Source organism: Candidatus Methylomicrobium oryzae (assembly GCF_016745425.1).
GTDB classification, from domain to species: domain Bacteria; phylum Pseudomonadota; class Gammaproteobacteria; order Methylococcales; family Methylomonadaceae; genus Methylomicrobium; species Methylomicrobium oryzae.
In genome coordinates this window covers 15,029-35,339 of record NZ_JAERVK010000013.1, presented here as the reverse complement: position 1 = coordinate 35,339, position 20,311 = coordinate 15,029, and the positions used below count along the sequence as shown (strand labels likewise).

Genomic DNA, 20,311 nt, shown 5'->3' with positions numbered 1-20,311 from the left:
TCCTGTGAAGAAGGAGAGTACTCATTTTCTGACGCAAAAACGCTATGAGCCAGTTCGTTGATCGCCGTCTCTCTGGTAAAAACCGCAGCGCCGTCAACCGGCAGCGCTTCCTCCGCCGCTTCAAAGGGCAGATCCGCAAGGCGGTGGCGGACGTTGTGTCCGGCCGCAATGTGACGGATCTGGAGCGTGGCGAGAAGATATCCATCCCCGCCAAGGACCTGCAGGAGCCGGTGTTTCAATATGGGCCCGGCGGGCGACGCTCCATCATTCACCCCGGCAACAAAGAATTCATTGCCGGAGATCGCGTGGACCGCCCCGAAAGCGGTTCCGGTCAGAGAGGAAGCGAGGGCTCGCCGGACGGCGAAGACATGGACGAGTTTGTCTTCGAACTGTCCAAGGAAGAGTTCATGAACTACTTCTTCGAAGATCTTGCCCTGCCGGACCTGGTGAAGAAGCAGCTCTCCGCCGTGCCGGAGGTCAAACGAATGCGCGCCGGTTTCACCAGCGACGGCAGTCCTGCCAATTTGCACGTGGCGCGCTCAATGAAACAGTCGATCGGCCGGCGTCTCGCCATGTCATCCACTCCGCGTCAGGAACTCCAAGAGGCCGAGGAGCGGTTAGCCGAATTGGCAGCGAAAGGACAGGATGACAGCCCGGAGGCTGATTCGCTCAGGCAGGAGATCGAATCCCTTAAGGCTCGTATCGCTAGCGTGCCCTTCCTCGACACCTGGGATCTGCGGTATTCGAACCGCGTAGACAAACCCCAGCCTGCGAGCCAGGCGGTCATGTTCTGTTTGATGGACGTATCGGGTTCGATGGACGAAGAACGCAAAAACATCGCCAAACGCTTCTTCATGCTGCTCTATCTGTTTCTGACCCGCAGTTACGAACATATCGACCTGGTCTTCATCCGTCATCACACGGTGGCCAAAGAGGTTGACGAGCACGATTTCTTCAACTCAAGAGAAACCGGCGGCACGGTGGTATCGAGCGCCTTGGAGTTGATGCATCAGATCATCCGCAAACGTTACCCCATTGCGGGCTGGAATATTTATGCGGCCCAAGCCTCCGACGGAGATAACTGGAACGATGACTCCCCCTACTGCCGCGACCTGCTGATCAACAGCCTTTTACCACTGCTGCAGTATTACGCCTACGTCGAAATCAAAGCGGAAAATCCGCAGAGTCTCTGGAAGGAATATGAATATGTGAGGTCGGTGAGCCCGCACTTCACACTGCAACGCATTTTGAGCCTGGAAGACATTTATCCGGTATTTCGGGAGTTGTTTCGGAAGAAGGTAACGAAATGACCGATAAACGAGAGTACAAGACCCGGCAACCGCTTTCCGAGGATTCCGAATGGACCTTTGATTTGCTGCGCCTATACGACAAAGAGATCGGCCGGGTCGCGGCCTACTATGGGCTGGGTACCTACCCCAGCCAAATCGAGGTCATCACCTCCGAACAGATGATCGACGCCTATTCCTCTGTCGGTATGCCGGTCAGCTACAACCACTGGTCCTTCGGCAAGCAATTCATGACCGCCCAGAAGAGCTACAAGCGCGGCCAAATGGGGCTGGCCTACGAAATCGTGATCAACTCGAATCCTTGCATCGCTTACCTGATGGAAGAGAACACCATGACCATGCAGGCGCTTGTGATCGCCCATGCCTGCTACGGCCACAACTCCTTCTTCAAGGGTAACTACCTGTTCCGCACCTGGACCGACGCGGAGGGCATTCTGGATTATCTGGTTTTTGCCCGCAGCTATATAGCGGAGTGCGAAGAGCGCTACGGCGAAGTTGCGATGGAGGAGACCCTGGACTCCTGCCATGCCTTGATGAATCACGGCGTAGATAATTACAGGCGCCCGGCTAAACTTTCAATGGCGAAGGAAAAAAACCGCCAGCAGGAGCGCGAGGCCTATTTACAATCTCAGGTGAACGACCTGTGGCGCACATTGCCGCCCAAGGAAGCGGCCGGGAAAATCCGGAAAGAAACTCGGTATCCTCCCGAGCCCCAAGAGAATCTGCTTTATTTCATCGAGAAGCATGCACCCTGCCTGGAGCTCTGGCAACGGGAAATCGTGCGCATCGTTAGAAAAATCGCCCAGTATTTCTATCCTCAACGTCAGACTCAGGTGATGAACGAAGGCTGGGCTACGTTTTGGCATTATACGCTGCTTAATCACCTGTATGACGAAGGCAAGCTCACCGACGGCTTCATGATGGAGTTTCTGCAGTCCCACACCAATGTCGTGTACCAACCCCCTTTCTACAGCCGCGATTACCGAGGCATCAATCCTTATGCGCTTGGTTTCTCCATGTTCCGCGACATCCGCCGCATTTGCGAGGAACCCACCGAGGAGGATCGCCGCTGGTTCCCCGATATCGCGGGTACGGATTGGGTGAAAACCCTGGACTATGCCATGCGTAACTTCAAGGACGAAAGTTTCATCTCCCAATACCTCTCGCCTCATTTGATAAGGGAAATGAAATTGTTCGACGTGGTCGACGACGACCGGCAAGACAAGCTGGAGATTGCCGCGATCCATGACGATGCCGGCTATCGGCATATCCGTCAGGCCCTTGCCGATCAGTATAATTTGGGTAACCGTGAACCAAACATCCAGGTGTGGGACGCGGACATCCATGGCGACCGTTCTTTGACCCTGCGCCACTATATGCATGCGCGCCGGCCATTGGGGGAGAGTACTGCGGAGGTGTTACGCCACGTGGCTCAGCTATGGGGCTACGACGTGCGCATCGAAAGCGTAGACGAAAACGGCCGCGCCGAACTCATCAGTGAATGCCTAATCTAAAGATAAGAAATTATTTTTCAGCAACTCCGCTAAGCCAGGATCAGTCGGAAGGCAGATTCGCCGGTCCGGCTTCAATACGTTCACTTTAACCAACCCCAAGAATCCAGCCTTCAACCTCCGCCACAGCACGTTCGCCGGGAATTAGGCTGGGTTTAAGAACTTGGCAATCCGGCCGTCAAGATCGGCCTGTTGAAACCACGCAGCGATGGCATATGCATCCTGCTGATCGGACGTTCGTTCCCCGGACGCAAAGCTGCGCTTATAAAGCGATGGATAGGCTTCGACCATAGCCGAATGACCTGAAACAATATCCCAACCGTCGAAGGGCCAAAAATGTACTTCTTCACCAAGCCGATGGCGCAGAAAACGCAGCCAGGGAATGCCGGCATGAGTGGATTTAGCGACCTGACCCTGCACGTCGAAATGAAACACCGACTTGGCGCGGCAGCGTTGTTCGCAAATGCGCCGCCAGCGCGGATCGCCCATTCTCGCCTCACCCTTGCCGACCACACCATCGCGAACGAAATCGACATAAGTATGCGGCTCGTCGGTGGGCCAGTGTTCCTGGAAATCTTCCAGAAATGTCGACCAATCAGGCAGCAGCTGATGCACTTCGAAGTAACGTAGCGGAAACGAAAAGCCGTGATCGATGCCGACCAGCGTCGGCACGTCTTGCGCTAATACGGCCTGCAACCATTCGGCAATGCTGCGTCGAGTCCAGTATTTACGCGGGCTGGGTGGCGGCAGCACTTCCTGAGGCTCGCCGTCGGCTTGCGCCAGATAAACCCGCAAGCCTTTCAGGCTGGACTCGGCGGTTTCGGCGCCGGAGTAGTCGATGCCGATATAACGCTTAAACTGCTGCATGTTAGTCCCCTTCCTCGTTCCGTCCGCCATCAATCGCCACCGCAGCCGCCTCCACAGCCACCATCGCCGCCGTCACCGTCAGCGTTTCCGCCATCCGACCAGTCGCCGAAGCCTTCGGTGCCGCCATCGAAATCGCTGCTGGAGAAATCCCCGCCACAATACGGGATGCGGGTGCTGCTGTCATTGCTACGACGAATGCCCCGGCAATCCGGCATGTAGATGAAGCCGTCTTCGATATTGAGTTTTTTATCAATCGCAAACAGCAGCGGCAAGCGGCTGGGTTTGCGCGGATCGATGTTTTCCTCACGGCAGGTCAGCCACCAGACGCGGCGTAAGCCGGTGTTGTTTTGCCTGTTTTTGCTCAGCACCACGGCCGGCGTGTGGTGCAGAAAGCCGCCGAAGGCCTTCTTGCAGAAGGCGTCGTAATGACGGGTGTACAGAATCAGTTCGTGCCAGAGATCGTCGACCACTTGCGACGGCATCGACACGTAACGGCAGCCGCCCTGCAAATAGGCGAGAAAGAACTGGCGCAACCCGCGCCCGACCAATTGGCAGTCTTTCAGCGACAGTTCCGGCCGGCGCTTTTGCAGCTTGGCGTACAAGGCCGGCGGAAAGGTGTAGGCGCGGATATAGTCGGCGCGTATGCTGCGCCGCCAGAGGCGCCACAGTACCGTCAGCAATAACGACAGCGTGGCGATGACGACGAGCGCGGCGATATTCATACTGTTTGCCCAGCGGGTAATAGCGCTTCGTGCAGCACGGCTTCCAGCAGACGGCAGCTGTCGACGGCAGTGTCGGCGAGTTGGAATTCCAGTTGGTCGCACAGCGCCATCAGTTCATCGACCTTGGCGACGATGCGTGTTGTTCGGTAAGGGGAGGAAGAGGTATTTTGAATGTTCGGATTAATCCTAAATTCAAGTTGCCTTGTGATGCCTCTTTTCCAAGTTCGCATTGTTGAGTTTTCTTTACCTTCTGGACTTGGATGAAAAAGAGAAAAGAAGAAGCGATTTATTGGGGGGTTGTTGTGGACAGATGCCCCATCAGCATTCAACAGGCAATAAAAAAGGCCTTTCCGTTTCCGAAAAAGCCTTTAAATTCATGGAGCTGGCGATGGGACTCGAACCCGCGACCGGCTGATTACAAATTTGAAGGCCCATACTTTACTGCTGATTAACGTATCTTAATAAATCTTTACTTATCAATAAATTCAGCCTATTATGACCTTAACGGGGTTACACGAAAATCACTCTAATTTTCTCTAATGCGTAACCCCAGAGTAACCCCGGCAACGAGGCAATCCTGGAGGTTTATATGGCTGAGAAAAAATTCAACTTCACCAAGGCGGCCCTGGACGCCCTCCCTTTACCTGCCGCCGGGCAACGTGCTACTTATCACGACGCTAAGACGCACGGTCTGCAAATTCGTGTTACCGGTAATGGCGTGAAAACTTTCAGCGTCTTTCGGCGCGTCAAGAATGGAGACCCCGAGCGCGTTACTCTCGGACGCTACCCCGACATGAGCATTGAGCAAGCCCGTAAAGAAGCGGCGCGAATCAATGCGCTGATTGCCGAAGGCGTCAATCCCAATACCGATGCGCGAGCCTTGAAATCCGAAACCACGCTGCAAGAACTCTTCGACGAGTTTCTCCAACATCGCCGGAATCGGCGCGGCGCCTACTTATCGGCAAAGACCAAGCGCAGCTATCGCTACGATTTTGATTTGTATCTGGCAAAGCATGGCAAGCGTCAGCTCTCGAAATTTAAAGACACCGACTTTGGCAAGCTCCACACCGACATCGGCAAGGAGCATCCGATTACCGCTAACCGGGTGATCGCCTTGGCGTCAAGCTTGTTCAGCTTTGCCATCGAGCACAAGCTATTCAAGGGCAACAATCCGGCCCAAGGTATCAAGAAATTTCCCGAAACGAAGCGCGACCGCTTTTTACAGTCGGATGAACTACCGGCATTTTTTAAGGCATTGGCGGATGAACCCAACGATACGTTGCGGGATTACTTCCTGATCTCCCTCCTAACCGGCGCACGGCGTTCGAATGTGCAAGAAATGCAATGGCGACAAATCCATTTCGACCGTGCCGAATGGCGCATCCCGACCACCAAGAACGGCGAACCGCAAATCGTGACCTTAACGCCTGAAACGGTGGAAATCCTTCGCGCTCGGCAAGGGTGTGACCCCGTATGGGTGTTTCCCGGCACTGGAGCGACCGGACATTTAGTCGAGCCGAAAAAAGCCTGGAAACGTGTCCTGGAGCGGGCAGGCATTGCCGATCTGCGTATTCATGATCTACGGCGGACGCTGGGTAGCTGGCAAGCGAAAACCGGCGCTTCGCTCGCGATTGTGGGCAAATCCTTGAACCATAAATCCCCCAGCACAACAGCGATTTATGCCCGCCTGGACATGGACCCGGTCCGTGAATCCGTAGAACGCGCAACGGGGGCGATTCTCACCGCCGCCGGGGTGAAACCCTCCGCCGAAGTTCTGAAACTCAAACAAAAACAAAACTAACCCGTTAAGCGGGGATTGAATATCAACCGTTAGGTGCAACACGGCTTGATTATGATGCCTTCCGACTCTACTGACCTCATTCAGCCAGACGAACTACCGCCCTCTCTACATCGGCTTCACTGGCAAATGAATACGCGCATTGCTTGTGCAAAGAACGGCGATGCCGCATCCGCCTTTAATCTATTGAATTATTTTTGCTACTTGGTGGAGCGCGATCAATCGCCGCCCCAGCCGTTGCGAGAGTATGTCGTCTTCGTCCTGACGAAACTCTATCCAAACCAAGCAAAACACGGCAAAATCCCTTTGATAAAAAAGCGGTTTGCTGACCTTAAAAAACAGGGCATCCGTCTTCGCGAGTCCCGGCGCCATTCGCCTGCTTCAGCATCTGTTCTTATAGCGGAAGAATTTGATATCAGCGAAGACCATGCCATTAAATTACTATACAGCCACTCCGAAAGCTTAATCGGCAAATTCGTCCACCTAGTAGCAACCGCACCGGAAAACCGAGATTTGGATAAGAAAATCAGCCTCCTCGTTCGGCACATTGCCCACCGAATGATGAGTACTCGTGATCGACAGGGCGAACTTCTAAGAAGCAAATTAAACATTGATGCGTTTCAGAAACAGCCACAGGGCCAGTTTCACCAAGATATTTGGCAACAATTTCAGAGTCTCCAGGGCAAGGGCATGAAGCCTGCAGAAGCCTATCGAAGCATTGCCGAAGTGACAGGCCTTTCTTATGACGCCATCAAAAAAACAATCCAGCGAAAAACCAAAGAACAAGCGCTATCCAGAACCTCTTGCTACATCGAGGGCGAGACTGTCACACCTCGTCGGAAAGAACCGGATTAAAATTGACGAGTTTGAAGATTAGTTGAATTTGTATCTGCCTTTGATAAACTGAATAAGGTCCTAAAGAGTCTATAAATAATGTTTTTAAATGTCGTTTTCAGAGCGATATTTCAGTCATTCAAAATGTGGCTTTGGAACGGCTTTATTGTACAAACCAGTAACCTATTGATTGTAAATGGTTATTTTTTTAAAGTCAAAATTTGGCGTTTCATAATCAAATTAAATATTTAGGTTTTATTTATGCATCAAAGCCAATCTGATGCGCAAATAAGGAGAATGGATTGAGCAACAATTATGCGAGACCGCTGAATGACAATGATTTGGCATTCAATTTCCTGACAGAAGTCCTTGATCTACAAGAGAGTGAGGCGGACGAATTGTCACAACATGTCATGAAAGCTGAGCGACTCCTTGAGGGAATGAAGCTAAAATCAACTCTTGAAAGCATGGAAAATCGTCGTCCTTTATACAAAAGTAATGAAAAAAGAGTTAATTTGAGAAGGCAAATATTTGACGAATTAATAAATTATGAGAGGTTAGACGATGACGAAAAAATTATGCTTGGAAAAGGTGGTGCTAAGCCAAATACCCCGCTTCAGACAGATAGAGAAGCAATAATAGTTACGGGGCTGCCGGCTTCGGGTAAATCATCTATAGCTAGCAAACTCGCAGATTTTTTCGGAGCTTATGTCATAGATAGCGACTTTGCTAAACGAAAGATTCCTGAGTTTGGTCACGAATTTGGCGCATCAATTGTTCATGAGGAATCTTCGTTAGTTACCTTTGGTCTATCCGGTTATGAGGACGAGTATAATATATATGAATTTTGCATAGCCAAAGGCTACAACATGATTATTCCCAAGATTGGAGGAAATTGTTCTTCATTAAGAGAAATAAGGGATACATTGATAGGAAAAGAGTATAAGGTTCATTTAGTTCTGGTAAGCCTAGATCGGCAAGAATCATGTAAAAGAGCGTTATACAGGTATATAAATACTAAGCGATATGTTCCATTGGGTCTGATATTTGATGGGTATGGCAATGAGCCAATATTGGCCTACTACAGAGTGAGGGATGATGAGAAATGGTCATCAGTTGGAAAATTGTCAACCCTCTTTTTAAAAGAAAAAGGTCCAGAAATAATGTATTCAACGCAAAATAGTCCAGTTGAAAGACTGCAGAAAAGGGGGGCATAAAAGATGAGCAAGAAAGATAGAGTCAATTACGTTCGACGCGATTCATCAACCGGAGAGCTTGTTGTTCATGTTAGTGGTAAGAAGGGAGCCGTTGTCAAAGTTTCTGGTCTACAAGCGTCAGCGTCCAGCATTAGGCGCGCAAAAACGCTTGCAAAAAGTACTTTGATATATAGCTCTAATGTTGGGTTTATTGTACAAAATGATCGTAATGAATCAGAGTCGGCAATTTTGGTAAGCACCAAATCGCGGTCTAAATTAGAGGATAAATACAAGGACATCGACATAGATCAAATATAACAACCCCAACATAAACGTGGATCACAAAAAGCTTCACTTTTTGCGCCCGGTTATGACAGTCGTTATAAATAGTCAATTTATGATCCAAAGCGGACGATCGAAAATACATTTTGATTGACAGAAACTGACCGGCCTAAGACAACCAATTTAAATTTCATTAATCAAACCTTAGCAATACCTTTCCCTCCCAAATATCACTCGATATTGCAGCACGACAGCATTTTCCCTAAACACAGAACACAGGGACAAGAAATCGCATTCGTGACCATGCTTTAATTTCCCGTTGAGTTCAAGATGTTCACATTACTGAAACTCACCGAAGGTTAATGTTATGAGTCAAACTACACCAGCCTCTCAAAGCCCCGCGTGGACTGATCCGTTGCTGAATAATGAGCAAGCCGCCGCTTATTTGGGCGTCACCCCGCGCACCCTGGATGTCTGGCGCTGCACAAAACGCTACAGCATTCCGTACGTGAAAGTCGGCAGGCTGGTTCGTTATCGAAAATCGTCATTGGATGCCTTTCATCAGTCTCGGACCATAGGCGAAGATTAAGAGGAAGTCAGAATGAACTTACGGACGGATAGTTATTCTGATGATTTTTCCACCGACCTTCCCGATAACAGCAACGAATTCTCATCTTCCTCTTCAAGCCATCACTCTGGTTTTAAGATGAAATATTCAGTTTTTCAGGATCGCTTCGGAAAAACAGTGGTTCCTCAGGAAATGGCCTGGGAAGCCTTTTGCGATTTTCATGCTAATCCACAGGTATATAAGAGTAAAGAGAGCTGCCCATTACTGAAACTCGCTGCATTCGGCCAAGCGCCTACCGAGAAAGGAGCTTTACGGCACGATGCCAATGTCCTTGAAATTTATGGCATTGAAGGTGACTACGACGGCGGACGCGTTACGCCGGAAGAAGCTGTCGAAAGGCTCCAGCGACATAACGTCAAAGCGATTATTTACACCTCACCTAGCCACCAGATAGACAAACCCCGCTGGCGCGTGCTGGCTCCCTTATCGAAGCCCTATCCGCCCGATAAAAGGGAGCACTACGTTTCCCTCTTAAATGCTGCCCTTGGCGACATTCTGGCCGGTGAATCCTGGACCCTGTCTCAAGCTTTTTATTTCGGCCAGGTCGAAGGAGCCAACTATCAATGCCATATTGTAGAAGGCAGCTATATCGATAATTTTCTCGAATATCTTATCTCGCCCATAGGAAGGCCGCAGCCCGAAAAAGAATGGGATAAAGCCGGTGATGTAGTACCTATTGAATTTGAAGAGCGCCAGAATGATGCCGAATTGATTCGGCAAATCATGACTGCTGAAAGTTATCATCACCCTCTACTCGTATTAACGGCCCGCTATCAACAACGGGGAATGGCGGCTCAACACATTACCGAAACGATTCAGGGCATAATGGTGGCAACAGAGGATCGATCGGCTCGCTGGCACGAACGCTTCAATGACATTCCTCGCGTAGTCCACGATGCCGTTCGGAAATTTAATAAAGATGCGCAGGCAAAGAAATTCACGCTGATACCAGCGCATGAATATGCCAGCGCCAAATCCATCAACTGGTTCATCAAGGGGCTGATCCCGCACACCGAGATCGGGACAGTCTATGGCGCCTCAGGCGTCGGCAAAACCTTTTTCATCCTGGACATTGCCCTGAGCATTGCACAAGGGGTTCCTTGGCGAGGAGTAAAGGTCCGGCAAGGCCGTGTCGTCTATATTGCCGCCGAAGGCGCAGGCGGACTGAGAACCCGATTAGCGGCCTATAGCGAATTTCATCGCATTAATCTGGCCGATCTGCCTTTTTCATTGATCCCCGAGGTTCCCAATTTTCTTACCGAGAGCGATCCGCAAGCCATTGCGAATGTCATTAATGCAAAAGGTCAGTTTGATTTGATCGTGATCGACACGGTGTCAGCAGTTACCCCAGGCGCCAACGAAAACGCTTCGGAAGGCATGGGTATGCTGTTGAGTCATTGTAAACACCTGCATCATACTACAGGCGCTACCGTCTTATTGGTAGACCATTCGGGTAAGGATGCCAGTCAGGGCATGCGGGGCTGGTCGGGGAAATACGCGGCGATGGATTTTGTCATCGAAGTGACAAAAAAAGATGGCTGTTTGGTAGCAAAAGTTCGCAAACAGAAAGAGGGCAGCGAAGGACAGGATTATCCGTTTAAGCTGGTCAGTGTGCCGTTGGGTTTCGATGAAGATGGCGATGCGGTAACGTCTTGCGTCCTTGCACATTTGGATTCTCAGCCTGTGTCTCGCTCGGTTAGGGAGAAGGTAAAATTAGGCGCGTGGGAAAAGCGGATTATCGGTACAGCTGATGAACTTAGGCCGGTTGCATTCGAGGGAGAGCACAAGCTAGCGGTGGAGCATGTCGTCAACACTGCCATTGAAAAAGTCCCGTTTGATTGTAAATCTGCAAAAAAAGACCGACGTAAAGAATATGCCACTCGCGCCGTCAACAGTGTCGCGGAGAAGGGTTATTTTTCCGTCCAGGATAATTTTATCCTTCTGAACCCGTAAAACATGCGCATTCTGTTCCCGCATCCGCATCAGGTACGCATGAGGACTCATGCGGAAGCAAGGCAAATCTTATACCTCCCGCACGCATCCGCACCACCCTATATAGGGTGCGGAGATGCGGGAGATGCGGATGCTTTCAAAAGCGTAAAACTCTAACGACGCCCGGCGTGAGAAAGCGGATTCTTCTTAGAAAATGCAGGCGAGCATCGCTTCAAGTTTTCCATCGAAAAACAGGCCACCCCCTTCAAAAGGGTGGTAAGGGGAAAAACCCCGGGGCATGATGGAGGAAAAGGGGCTAGCCATGATGAGGCTTAGGCTGCAAATATTTTGGCAGTAAACCCGGCTCTTACAGTTAGAAGGGTTGCGTAATTGAATGCAATTCCCACAACTCGCATTTTAAGAGTACAAGATAAGCCTGAATTTTTACTCGCTTTAAAGCGAAATGATGATATAACAGGGTTCGTCAATTTATCCGTATGCCCTCCCATATGTGAATATACCCGATGAGGTAATTATGAGGCTCGTTTTTCATCCCACCGGCAATCCGCCTGGCAGGCCGACACGCCAGTTACAAGGCAGGTCAGTCTCTATCGTCGATGCCGATTACAACAGGCTAAAGCTCGTAGCAAATTGGCTTGATAGCGCGGGTTATCACGCATGCAGGCTCATTGTCGAGCCAGAATACATCGTTCAATTTAAAGTGTTTCGTGTCGGTTACTATCTTCCCGCCGATCATAATACTCGCGAATCGTTCGTACGACTGTATGGGCAGATATACCATAGTTTACGATCGAATAGCCCAGTTCATGAGAAGCGAAGAACCTATCAAGCCGCCTATCAGCGCAGAAAACGAGAACAGCAAAGAACGGCAATCGCGCTTCAATCGGAGAAGGGAAAATACAGGTTTTCCCCAGGAACAATTGTTAACCGACTGCCGCCGCCTTTGAGGGCGAACAACAGACCAATGGTCACGAGTTCGCTCGGCCAAAGCGATGCCTGGCTATGATTGGGGGCATTTTTCATACGGGCGTCTACCGGACAGAACAGATCGGTGATAAAGTCTTCGGTGGTCATGGGGAAGTCTCCGTGGCAAAAGCGTTTTGGTCAAATACTTAACCACTTCAGACCTTCTCCATGACCACTAAATTTAACTAGCACCAAAGGTTATTAGAGCACTTAAAAATATTGCAATTTTAAATATGAATAGCAAGGAGATAAAATGTTTGGTTTATTCGGCAACAAAATACCTGAAGCTCCATCAATAGAAAATGAATCGCAATATATAGAGTGGTATGTTAGGTATGATGAAAAGCTTGCGTACTTAAGAAATCTAAATCAATTTAAAGGTTTTACTAATGAATTTGTTGCTGCTGCAACAAAGCAAGCTTTAACTATGTTAAAGGAATATCCAACAAAAGAATTGCTGTATAATCGCGTACAAGAGTTAGTCAAATTTCAAATAGAAAAAGGCGAGCCTCTTATGAAAGAATTTGGCAGCATGAATAATTTAGATAGAGAAGCAAGGGCAAAAATGGTGACTTGTCTCTTAAATATTACCATAGGCACGGAAATCCTTAAAAAGAAATACAATTATAAATAATTTTGCGGCGCTTAATCTAAAGAACTTTAATATAACCTGAATCCGCGTTCACTTTATGAAAAATCTTTGTAAAACAGTTGGATAGATGAATATTGCATTCACCTAAAACGCTTCACAATCAACTCTTAAGAATATGATTAATAAGCGCAAAGTAAAATCAGAGCACGGATTCGAGTATAATTCTGTTTTGAAATAGTTGCTATTTAAACTTTTAAATCGGCTATAGCCGTATGACGGCCGCTAGTGGATATCATTATGTTAGCGGTGATTTTCTGCCACAAGGACAGTTTTGAGAAGCTTGAACTTATGCTTTGTGAACTCGTAAAAATAGGTATAAGTTGCGTCCTTGTCTTCCGGTCTGCTGCTAAACCTAAGTAAACGGCTGTTAATATGAAACTCATAGTCCGAGCTATTTTCGGACCAGTTAATAGAATTTAGTAAAAAAACAACGCGCCCCCCGTTTTAAGACTGACTACAGCCCATTATGCAGCCAGCACTGCAAACCCCCACTCGGTAAGCACATATTCACCGGCAAAGTTTGCAGGTTGCTTCGATGCTTCACGCAGACGTGTGCCGAATAGCTTCTCATCCGCAATGGAAAGTACAACTTTGGCTGGCTTGCCGATGTATGCCTTACTTACAGGATAATTTTCAAGCTGAGGGTCTTGGCCTTGTCCAGCGGAAGCTAGGGAAGAGAAAACAACCAGGAAGATTAATATGCTGGATTTCATTCATCGAAATATTGTCATTTTATGTTTTCTGCTAATTATTATTGCGGCTTATTGCATGACGCACTCTTGACTTTAAAAGGATTTAAGCTAGATACGATAAGAGCAGCTCTTAAACAAGAAGACTAACAAAGGCGTTGTCGAATGACAGCTTCCGACCTTAACTGAGCCCGTTATTGCCCTACTTAATTTTAACGGGCATGTGAGTTTGCCTGATCAAGCTAAGTATCTTACGAAAATGCAAGACGACTGAGTTCAAAAAAGCCAAAGCTATCGTATTTAGAGCCCGGCGTTAATGCTAGAAAGATGGGAAAATGGTAGCCGCACTACGAGCAAAGTAACCCCAGCGTAACCCCAGAAATAAAAAAGGGCTTAGATTTGCATCTAAACCCTTGATTTATCTGGAGCTGGCGATGGGACTCGAACCCGCGACCGGCTGATTACAAATCAGCTGCTCTACCAACTGAGCTACGCCAGCGAAGAATTGCGCATTATACAGAATAATTTTATTTTGACCAGCTCTTTTTTGAGTGCTCTAGCACAAGCCGGATGAATCCGGTTGTCACTGGTCGAGATTAATTACTTAAAATCAGAGTTTTACCGCCGCATAATCATTTTGTTCTTTTTGCGGCGCGTTTATTGACGACTGCGCGTTCCCGCTTTTTTGCAGCTAATCCCGCTTCCTGTCCGGTATGCTTGGTTCTGAAGCGCTGCACCTTTTCCGGCGCGATGCCGGTGCCTTTGGGCTGAAAGGATGGGATCAGGTGGTGTTTGCCATTGCCGATCAGGTCGCTGCGGCCCATGTCCTTTAACGCTTCGCGGAGCAGCGGCCAGTTGTTGGGGTCGTGGTAGCGCAGAAAGGCCTTGTGCAGGCGGCGCTGTTTGACGCTTTTGGGGATGAAGATTTTATCCGCGCTGCGGCTAACCTTGTGCAGCGTGTCGAGGCCGGAATGGTACATCGCGGTCGCGATCGCCATCGGCGACGGCAGAAAGGCCTGCACCTGGTCGGCGCGGAAGCCATGGCGCTTTAGCCACAGCGCCAGGTTCAGCATGTCCTGGTCGGTCGTACCGGGGTGGGCGGCGATGAAATACGGGATCAGGTATTGCTCCTTGCCGGCTTCTTTCGAATATTTGTCGAACATCTCCTTGAAACGGTCGTAAGTGCCGATGCCGGGCTTCATCATTTTGGACAACGGCCCCTGCTCGGTATGTTCAGGCGCGATTTTCAGATAGCCGCCGACATGGTGGGTAACCAGTTCCTTCACGTATTCGGGGGATGTCACCGCCAGGTCGTAGCGCAGGCCCGAGGCGATGAAGATCTTCTTGATGCCGGGCAAAGCACGCGCTCTACGGTAAAGTTTGATCAGCGGCGTGTGGTCGGTGTTCAGATTCGGACAGATGCCGGGGAACACGCAGGACGGTTTCCGGCAGGCCGCCTCGATCTTAGGATCCTTGCAGGCGAGCCGGTACATGTTCGCGGTCGGGCCGCCCAGGTCCGAGATGTGGCCGGTGAAAGCGGGCGAGGTGTCGCGGATCGCTTCGATCTCACGGATGATCGAGTCTTCCGAGCGGCTCTGGATGATCCGGCCTTCGTGTTCGGTGATCGAACAGAACGAGCAGCCGCCGAAGCAGCCGCGCATGATGTTGACCGAATGCTGAATCATTTCGAACGCCGGAATGTTCGCGTTGCCGTAAGCCTTATGCGGCAGACGCGAATACGGCAGGCCGAAGATGCCGTCCATTTCCTTCGTAGTTAAAGGGATAGGCGGCGGATTAATCCAGACCTGGCGCTGGCCATGCTGCTGGATCAACGGGCGCGCATTGCCCGGATTCGTCTCGCCGTGCATGACCCGCGAGGCATGCGCGTACAGCACCGGATCGTCCTTCACATCTTCATAGGCGGGCAGCCGGATCACGGTGTTCGCGCGCCGGTTTCTGAGCAGGGTCTTGTCGAATTGAACCACGTTCTCGCCGGGAACGGTTTCGGCCGGCTTCGCCTCGCAGGCCGGCTGTTCCTGGTACGGGTTCTGCGGCGGCATGACTGCACCCGGCTTGTCGACTTCAGTCGAGTCTTTCACCGCGAAGCCTTCCGGAATCTCTTTCACAAAATGCGCTGTGCCGCGAATGCCGGTGATTTCGGAGATGGGCTCGCCGCGCGCCAGCCGGTGCGCGATTTCGACGATCTGGCGTTCGGCGTTGCCGTAGACGAGCAAATCGGCTTTCGAGTCGAGCAAGATCGAACGCTTGACCGTATCGGACCAGTAATCGTAATGCGCGATCCGGCGCAGGCTCGCTTCGATTCCGCCGATGATGATCGGCACCTCCTTAAAGGCCTCGCGGCAGCGGTGCGAATAGACGCTGACCGCGCGGTCGGGCCGCTTGTCTGCCGCGCCGTCCGGCGTGTAGGCGTCGTTCGAACGGATTTTTTTGTCGGAAGTGTAACGGTTCACCATCGAATCCATGTTGCCGCCGGTCACGCCGAAAAACAGGTTCGGACGGCCGAGTTTCCGAAAGTCTTCAACCGAAGTCCAGTCGGGCTGCGAAATGATTCCGACCCTGAACCCCTGCGCTTCAAGCACCCGCCCGATCAGCGCCATCCCGAAACTCGGATGATCGATATAGGCGTCGCCGGTCACCAGGATGATGTCGCAGCTGTCCCAGCCGAGCGCTTCCATTTCCTGGCGGCTCATCGGCAGCATCGGCGCCGGACCGAAACGGTGCGCCCAAAATTTGCGGTAACCGAACAGATAAGGCTCGGCGGGTAAGACGGAATGGATCATTTGATAACTCGGTTGATGACGCGAGGGTTGGATTTGACGAGCGTTCTTAGGAAGTTCGAAAATTCGATACGGTAAACCGGTTCGAGCGCTTCGGCCCGGCTGCGCAGCGCCTTCACGGAATACGCGGGCGCACCGTTGTTGAAAGCCAGACCGATGATATTGTCATGCGCGTTGACCGGCAGAAACAGCACGCGCGCCTCGAACGCTTCGTTCAGCCAGTCGCAATACGCCTCGAACAGGTCCTTGTCGGTATTCCACAGGTTCACGACCAGCAGGCCGTCGTCCTTCAACAAGGTCCGGCAGGCATCGAAAAACGCGATGCTCGACAGCGATGGCGACATGCCGTCGTGATCGAAAATATCGACGAACAAAAGATCGAAATGGCCGTTTAAAGTTTCGGCTCGGCGGCGCACATAATCGCCGCCGTCACCGAGAATCACCTTCAGCCGCGAATCGAGCGGCAACCCGAAATGGCTGCGTGCGACTCTGACTACGTCTTTCCGGTATTCGACCGCGACTAACCGGCAATCGGGAAAATGATATAATAAATGCCGGGCGAGCGAGCCGCCCCCCAAGCCCAAAAGTAAACCCTGCTCCGGCGCATCTTTAAACAGCATCCAGCTATTCATCGCGCGCAGATAGGCCAGTTCCAGTTTTTCCGGATCGTCGATGCGCAGGCTGCTTTGTGTCGCAGAGGAACCGAAGTGCAGCGACCTGACGCCGTTGTGTTCGACCACTTCGATGACGCCGTCATCATCGTGGCTTTGATAAATCAGCCGGCCTTTGACCCTGTAGATGTCTTTGCTGCAAGTTTCCAACATAAGTGGGGCTCATTATACCTTAAGATGCTTTTTAACCTATTGAATTTATTGTTCTCGCCGGCAAAACTACCGCCGCGCCCCCGCTTGAAAATACGCGCACTGCCCTAATATCGGCCTGGAACGAGCCGATTGCGCCGCGCGTCAACAAGCGATTATTTTTTCTTTTAACTACCCGAGAGTCGATCATGAAACCGCTCCTTCTTCTCGTTTTATTGTCATCCTCATTTACCGTCTTTGCCAACGATCCGAAAAACGAATGGCACAACACCACCTTGTCGGACGCCACGATCAAGAAAATCCAGGAATCCCGCTTCGAATACAAAAAATGCGTGGATAGCGAAATACAGAAGCCCGAGTACCGGTCCGCCGATGTGCGCACCGGCGCCGAACAGGTCGTCAAGCAGTGCGAACCGGTCCTGGGCAAGATGCGCACCGTCTATGCGGAAGAGAAAGTGCCCGATGCAATCATCGACCGCCACATGAAACAACTGCGGTTGCAAACGACTCGAACAGTCATTCAAAATCTGATGTTTGCGGCGGCCGCCCGCGAAGCCGGCCAAAAGAAATAAGGAGTATTCATGAATATGCAATATGCGATCGATTTATCGCTTAGACCGACCACGTTCGACTTCTGGCATGTGTGCCTGGCCAGTGCGGTGCTCGTGCTGGCGCTGATTCTGATCTTTGTGCTGCTGTCGATGGTGATCGGCATGTCCCGCTGCCGGAAGAAGCATGCGGCCGCTGCTGTAGTGCCAGCCGCGCCTGCACCTGCGCCGGAACCGGTCGTAAAGGTCGTCGAGAAAATCGTCGAAGTCGAAAAAATCGTGCCCGGCCCCGCTCCGGAACCGGTAATCCTGAAGGAAGCGACGCCCGACGCGGCGCTGCAGCTGCTGGGCCTTTTGCAACAGCAGGCGCGCTTCATCGACTTCATCAGGGAAGACCTGTCCGCCTTCAACGATGCGGACATCGGCGTCGCAGCCCGCGTCGTACACGAAGGCTGCAACAAGGTGATCAACGAGCACTTCTCGCTGGCGCCGGTGCGCAGCGAACAGGAAGGCGGCAAGGTCACCCTGCCGAAAGGCTTCGACGCGGCCGGCGTGCGGCTGACCGGCAAGGTGACGGGCGAGGCGCCGTTCACCGGCACGCTGGTGCACAAAGGCTGGCAGGTCACCCAGATCCGGCTGCCGAAACTGACGCAAGGCTATAATGCCGCGATCATCGCCCCGGCGGAGGTGGAATTATGAGCGAAGCCAATCCGTCCGTTGAAGCAGGCTCCCGTTTCTCCGTCGGCATCGACCTCGGCACGACCCATTGCGTGCTGTCCTATGCCGATTTGAACAGAGCCGAAGAAGACGACTTTTCGCCGGAGGTCCTCGACATTCCCCAACTGGTTTCGCCCGGCGCGGTCGAAGACAAGCCGCAGCTCCCTTCGTTTCTGTACCAGGCGCATGAAGCGGAACTGGCCGAAGGCTCGACCGCCCTGCCCTGGTCGGCAAAACCGGACTACCTGGTCGGCGAGATCGCCCGGACCCTCGGCAGCAAGACCCCGATCCGTCTGGTCGCGAGCGCAAAGAGCTGGCTCTGCCACGCGGGCGTCGACTGCAAATCACCGATTCTGCCGAGCGACTCCCCCGAGGAAGTCGAGCGCGTGTCGCCGTTCGATGCGACCACCGCCTACCTGCGGCACCTGCACGACGCCTGGCGCAACCTCCATCCCGATGCGCCGCTCGAACGGCAGGATCTGGTGATTACGGTGCCGGCCTCGTTCGATCCGGCCGCGCGCGAACTGACCGTCGAGGCGGCCCGGGCGGTCGGACTCGGTCAGGCGATCCTGCTCGAAGAACCGCAGGCGGCACTGTACAGCTGGATCGAACAAAGCCGCGGCGACTGGCGCAATCATGCGAAAGCGGGCGACATCATCCTGGTCGTCGACATCGGCGGCGGCACCACCGACCTGTCGCTGATCGCGGTGACCGACAACGAAGGCAACCTCGAGCTGACCCGCGTCGCGGTCGGCGATCATATCCTGCTCGGCGGCGACAACATGGACTTGGCGCTCGCCTACACGGTCAAGGCCAAACTCGAAAAAGACGGGCGCCGGCTCGAACCCTGGCAAATCCAGTCGCTGACGCACAGCTGCCGCGAGGCGAAGGAAAAAATCTTCAACGATCCGTCGTTAGAGGAACTGCCGATCGTGGTCGCGAACCGCGGCTCGTCCTTGATCGGCGGCGCTCTGCGTACCGAACTGACGCGCGCCGAGGTCAACCAGGTGCTGGTCGAAGGCTTCATGCCGAAAGTCAACGCTTCCGACCGGCCGATCGCGCGTCCGCGCACCGGTCTTCGGACCGTCGGCCTGCCGTATGCGCAGGATGCGGCGATTACGCGCCACCTGGCCGCTTTCCTCGCCAAACAGCAGGGCGCGACGAGCGACCTGAAAGACGTCAATCTGCCCGAACATGCGACTTTTCTGCATCCGACCGCAGTGCTGTTCAACGGCGGCGTGCTGAAGGCCGAGCCGTTGGCCGAGCGCCTGGTCGAGGTACTGAATTCGTGGCTGCAGGCGGAAGGCGCGCCCGACGCGGTGCTGTTGCCCGGCGCCGATCTGGATCTGGCCGTCGCCCGCGGCGCCTCGTACTACGGCGTGGTTCGCAAAGGTAAAGGCGTCCGGATCAAGGGCGGCACCGCAGCCTCGTATTATGTCGGCGTCGAAAGCGCAATGCCTGCCGTGCCCGGCCTGCCGCCGGAACTGCAGGCCTTGTGCATCGCCCCGTTCGGAATGGAAGAAGGCACCCAGGAAGAGCTGCCTGAGGACGAATTCGGGCTGGTCATCGGCGAACCGGTGCGCTTCCGCTTCTTCGCCTCGAACTCGCGCCGCGACGACCAGGTCGGCGACCGTCTGACCTATTGGACCGACGAGGAGTTGACCGAGCTGGACGAGATCGAAGTCACGCTGCCGCCGGAAAACCGGCGTCCCGGGGAGGTCGTGCCGGTGCATCTCGCCTCGGCGGTCACCGAGGTCGGCACGCTCGAACTGCACGCCGTTTCGCAGAAAGACAACGGCCGCTGGAAAATCGAGTTCGACGTCAGGGCCGGCGAAGGCTGAGCCATTCAAAGCGTAGGGTACGCTGCGCGTACCTTTTTGAAGGATTCGATTCAAGCGAATTTTTTGAAAACGGTACGCTCGGCAACTGCTCCTTGCGTTGCCCTACCTCCTGCATCCCTGCAGTCGTCGGCAACTGCTCCTTGCGTTGCCCTACCTCCTGCATCCCTGCAGTCGTCGGCAA

At 52.4% G+C, this 20,311-nt stretch carries 20 protein-coding genes and 1 tRNA gene; 12 read left to right on the top strand and 9 right to left on the bottom strand.

Going from position 1 to position 20,311, the window contains the following annotated elements; genetic code table 11:
* The first annotated feature begins 44 nt into the window (after nucleotides 1-44).
* Both JJL52_RS14865 and JJL52_RS14860 read left to right on the top strand, forming a co-directional pair.
* The gene (locus JJL52_RS14865) at nucleotides 45-1,310 is read left to right on the top strand and encodes a YeaH/YhbH family protein (RefSeq protein ID WP_202053278.1); all 1,266 of its coding nucleotides are present in this window, start codon (nucleotides 45-47) and stop codon (nucleotides 1,308-1,310) included.
* Nucleotides 1,307-2,821 carry a SpoVR family protein gene (locus JJL52_RS14860; protein WP_202053277.1) on the top strand — a complete coding sequence of 505 codons (1,515 nt, stop codon included), beginning with the start codon at nucleotides 1,307-1,309 and terminating at the stop codon, nucleotides 2,819-2,821. Before JJL52_RS14865 ends, JJL52_RS14860 begins: the two co-directional genes overlap by 4 nt.
* 141 nt (nucleotides 2,822-2,962) lie before the next feature.
* On the opposite strand, the gene JJL52_RS14855 is transcribed toward JJL52_RS14860, so the two are convergent.
* The 3 genes from JJL52_RS14855 to JJL52_RS21425 all read right to left on the bottom strand — a co-directional run bounded on the left by JJL52_RS14855 (nucleotide 2,963) and on the right by JJL52_RS21425 (nucleotide 4,669).
* Nucleotides 2,963-3,685 carry a hypothetical protein gene (locus JJL52_RS14855; protein WP_202053276.1) on the bottom strand — a complete coding sequence of 241 codons (723 nt, stop codon included), beginning with the start codon at nucleotides 3,683-3,685 and terminating at the stop codon, nucleotides 2,963-2,965.
* Between the two features lie 29 nt (nucleotides 3,686-3,714).
* Nucleotides 3,715-4,407, bottom strand: coding sequence for a glycine-rich domain-containing protein (locus tag JJL52_RS14850; RefSeq protein ID WP_202053275.1), 693 nt, complete (start codon nucleotides 4,405-4,407; stop codon nucleotides 3,715-3,717).
* A 109-nt stretch (nucleotides 4,408-4,516) separates the two neighbouring features.
* Nucleotides 4,517-4,669, bottom strand: coding sequence for a hypothetical protein (locus JJL52_RS21425; protein ID WP_336885080.1), 153 nt, complete (start codon nucleotides 4,667-4,669; stop codon nucleotides 4,517-4,519).
* On the opposite strand from JJL52_RS21425, the gene JJL52_RS14840 reads away from it, so the two are divergent.
* The 6 genes from JJL52_RS14840 (at nucleotide 4,640) to JJL52_RS14815 (ending at nucleotide 11,098) form a co-directional block, all read left to right on the top strand.
* Nucleotides 4,640-4,822 carry a hypothetical protein gene (locus tag JJL52_RS14840; RefSeq protein ID WP_202053274.1) on the top strand — a complete coding sequence of 61 codons (183 nt, stop codon included), beginning with the start codon at nucleotides 4,640-4,642 and terminating at the stop codon, nucleotides 4,820-4,822. The genes JJL52_RS21425 and JJL52_RS14840 overlap by 30 nt on opposite strands.
* A gap of 174 nt (nucleotides 4,823-4,996) precedes the next feature.
* Nucleotides 4,997-6,208: a tyrosine-type recombinase/integrase gene (locus tag JJL52_RS14835; protein WP_202053273.1), complete on the top strand. Its 1,212-nt coding sequence runs from the start codon at nucleotides 4,997-4,999 to the stop codon at nucleotides 6,206-6,208.
* A gap of 126 nt (nucleotides 6,209-6,334) precedes the next feature.
* Nucleotides 6,335-7,060: a hypothetical protein gene (locus JJL52_RS14830; protein ID WP_202053272.1), complete on the top strand. Its 726-nt coding sequence runs from the start codon at nucleotides 6,335-6,337 to the stop codon at nucleotides 7,058-7,060.
* A gap of 281 nt (nucleotides 7,061-7,341) precedes the next feature.
* The gene (locus tag JJL52_RS14825) at nucleotides 7,342-8,256 is read left to right on the top strand and encodes a zeta toxin family protein (RefSeq protein ID WP_202053271.1); all 915 of its coding nucleotides are present in this window, start codon (nucleotides 7,342-7,344) and stop codon (nucleotides 8,254-8,256) included.
* 628 nt (nucleotides 8,257-8,884) lie between these two features.
* The gene (locus JJL52_RS14820) at nucleotides 8,885-9,106 is read left to right on the top strand and encodes a helix-turn-helix domain-containing protein (protein WP_202053270.1); all 222 of its coding nucleotides are present in this window, start codon (nucleotides 8,885-8,887) and stop codon (nucleotides 9,104-9,106) included.
* Between the two features lie 12 nt (nucleotides 9,107-9,118).
* On the top strand, nucleotides 9,119-11,098 hold the full coding sequence (locus JJL52_RS14815; RefSeq protein ID WP_202053269.1) for an AAA family ATPase: 1,980 nt from the start codon (nucleotides 9,119-9,121) through the stop codon (nucleotides 11,096-11,098).
* An 879-nt stretch (nucleotides 11,099-11,977) separates the two neighbouring features.
* Here the strand turns inward: JJL52_RS14815 and JJL52_RS14810 are convergent.
* Complete coding sequence (locus tag JJL52_RS14810; protein WP_202053268.1) at nucleotides 11,978-12,172, bottom strand: hypothetical protein; 195 nt, start codon at nucleotides 12,170-12,172, stop codon at nucleotides 11,978-11,980.
* Between the two features lie 145 nt (nucleotides 12,173-12,317).
* On the opposite strand from JJL52_RS14810, the gene JJL52_RS14805 reads away from it, so the two are divergent.
* Entirely contained in the window at nucleotides 12,318-12,698 is a 381-nt protein-coding gene (locus JJL52_RS14805) for a hypothetical protein (RefSeq protein WP_202053267.1), read from the top strand.
* Nucleotides 12,699-13,180: 482 nt separating this feature from the next.
* Here JJL52_RS14805 and JJL52_RS14800 read toward each other — a convergent pair whose 3' ends face one another.
* The 4 genes from JJL52_RS14800 to JJL52_RS14785 form a co-directional block, all read right to left on the bottom strand.
* On the bottom strand, nucleotides 13,181-13,429 hold the full coding sequence (locus JJL52_RS14800; RefSeq protein ID WP_202053266.1) for a hypothetical protein: 249 nt from the start codon (nucleotides 13,427-13,429) through the stop codon (nucleotides 13,181-13,183).
* Nucleotides 13,430-13,828: 399 nt separating this feature from the next.
* Nucleotides 13,829-13,904, bottom strand: a tRNA-Thr gene (locus tag JJL52_RS14795).
* A 133-nt stretch (nucleotides 13,905-14,037) separates the two neighbouring features.
* Nucleotides 14,038-16,206, bottom strand: coding sequence for a YgiQ family radical SAM protein (locus JJL52_RS14790; RefSeq protein ID WP_202053265.1), 2,169 nt, complete (start codon nucleotides 16,204-16,206; stop codon nucleotides 14,038-14,040).
* Complete coding sequence (locus tag JJL52_RS14785) at nucleotides 16,203-17,027, bottom strand: spermine/spermidine synthase domain-containing protein (protein WP_202053264.1); 825 nt, start codon at nucleotides 17,025-17,027, stop codon at nucleotides 16,203-16,205. The genes JJL52_RS14790 and JJL52_RS14785 overlap by 4 nt, the downstream gene beginning before the upstream one ends.
* Nucleotides 17,028-17,212: 185 nt before the next feature.
* Here JJL52_RS14785 and JJL52_RS14780 point away from each other — a divergent pair, with 185 nt between their 5' ends.
* Genes JJL52_RS14780 through JJL52_RS14770 form a run of 3 tightly spaced genes read left to right on the top strand, consistent with a single transcriptional unit; the run spans nucleotide 17,213 to nucleotide 20,130 of the window.
* Nucleotides 17,213-17,596: a hypothetical protein gene (locus tag JJL52_RS14780; RefSeq protein WP_202053263.1), complete on the top strand. Its 384-nt coding sequence runs from the start codon at nucleotides 17,213-17,215 to the stop codon at nucleotides 17,594-17,596.
* Between the two features lie 9 nt (nucleotides 17,597-17,605).
* Entirely contained in the window at nucleotides 17,606-18,271 is a 666-nt protein-coding gene (locus tag JJL52_RS14775) for a DUF2760 domain-containing protein (RefSeq protein WP_202053262.1), read from the top strand.
* Nucleotides 18,268-20,130, top strand: a complete 1,863-nt coding sequence (locus JJL52_RS14770) for an Hsp70 family protein (protein WP_202053261.1) — start codon at nucleotides 18,268-18,270, stop codon at nucleotides 20,128-20,130. The genes JJL52_RS14775 and JJL52_RS14770 overlap by 4 nt, the downstream gene beginning before the upstream one ends.
* Here JJL52_RS14770 and JJL52_RS21420 read toward each other — a convergent pair.
* A partial coding sequence (locus JJL52_RS21420) for a hypothetical protein (RefSeq protein ID WP_236994278.1) occupies nucleotides 20,111-20,311 on the bottom strand: 201 nt, incomplete at its 5' end. The genes JJL52_RS14770 and JJL52_RS21420 overlap by 20 nt on opposite strands.

Excerpts from the sequence above, each read along its gene's own strand:
- JJL52_RS14790 (WP_202053265.1), bottom strand. The coding sequence starts at position 16,206 with ATGATCCATTCCGTCTTACCCGCCGAGCCTTATCTGTTCGGTTACCGC.
- JJL52_RS14855 (WP_202053276.1), bottom strand. The coding sequence starts at position 3,685 with ATGCAGCAGTTTAAGCGTTATATCGGCATCGACTACTCCGGCGCCGAA.
- JJL52_RS14830 (WP_202053272.1), top strand. The coding sequence starts at position 6,335 with ATGAATACGCGCATTGCTTGTGCAAAGAACGGCGATGCCGCATCCGCC.
- JJL52_RS14860 (WP_202053277.1), top strand. The coding sequence starts at position 1,307 with ATGACCGATAAACGAGAGTACAAGACCCGGCAACCGCTTTCCGAGGAT.
- JJL52_RS14835 (WP_202053273.1), top strand. The coding sequence starts at position 4,997 with ATGGCTGAGAAAAAATTCAACTTCACCAAGGCGGCCCTGGACGCCCTC.
- JJL52_RS14775 (WP_202053262.1), top strand. The coding sequence starts at position 17,606 with ATGAATATGCAATATGCGATCGATTTATCGCTTAGACCGACCACGTTC.
- JJL52_RS14865 (WP_202053278.1), top strand. The coding sequence starts at position 45 with ATGAGCCAGTTCGTTGATCGCCGTCTCTCTGGTAAAAACCGCAGCGCC.
- JJL52_RS14805 (WP_202053267.1), top strand. The coding sequence starts at position 12,318 with ATGTTTGGTTTATTCGGCAACAAAATACCTGAAGCTCCATCAATAGAA.
- JJL52_RS14770 (WP_202053261.1), top strand. The coding sequence starts at position 18,268 with ATGAGCGAAGCCAATCCGTCCGTTGAAGCAGGCTCCCGTTTCTCCGTC.
- JJL52_RS14785 (WP_202053264.1), bottom strand. The coding sequence starts at position 17,027 with ATGTTGGAAACTTGCAGCAAAGACATCTACAGGGTCAAAGGCCGGCTG.
- JJL52_RS14780 (WP_202053263.1), top strand. The coding sequence starts at position 17,213 with ATGAAACCGCTCCTTCTTCTCGTTTTATTGTCATCCTCATTTACCGTC.
- JJL52_RS14810 (WP_202053268.1), bottom strand. The coding sequence starts at position 12,172 with ATGACCACCGAAGACTTTATCACCGATCTGTTCTGTCCGGTAGACGCC.
- JJL52_RS14850 (WP_202053275.1), bottom strand. The coding sequence starts at position 4,407 with ATGAATATCGCCGCGCTCGTCGTCATCGCCACGCTGTCGTTATTGCTG.
- JJL52_RS14820 (WP_202053270.1), top strand. The coding sequence starts at position 8,885 with ATGAGTCAAACTACACCAGCCTCTCAAAGCCCCGCGTGGACTGATCCG.
- JJL52_RS14815 (WP_202053269.1), top strand. The coding sequence starts at position 9,119 with ATGAACTTACGGACGGATAGTTATTCTGATGATTTTTCCACCGACCTT.
- JJL52_RS14800 (WP_202053266.1), bottom strand. The coding sequence starts at position 13,429 with ATGAAATCCAGCATATTAATCTTCCTGGTTGTTTTCTCTTCCCTAGCT.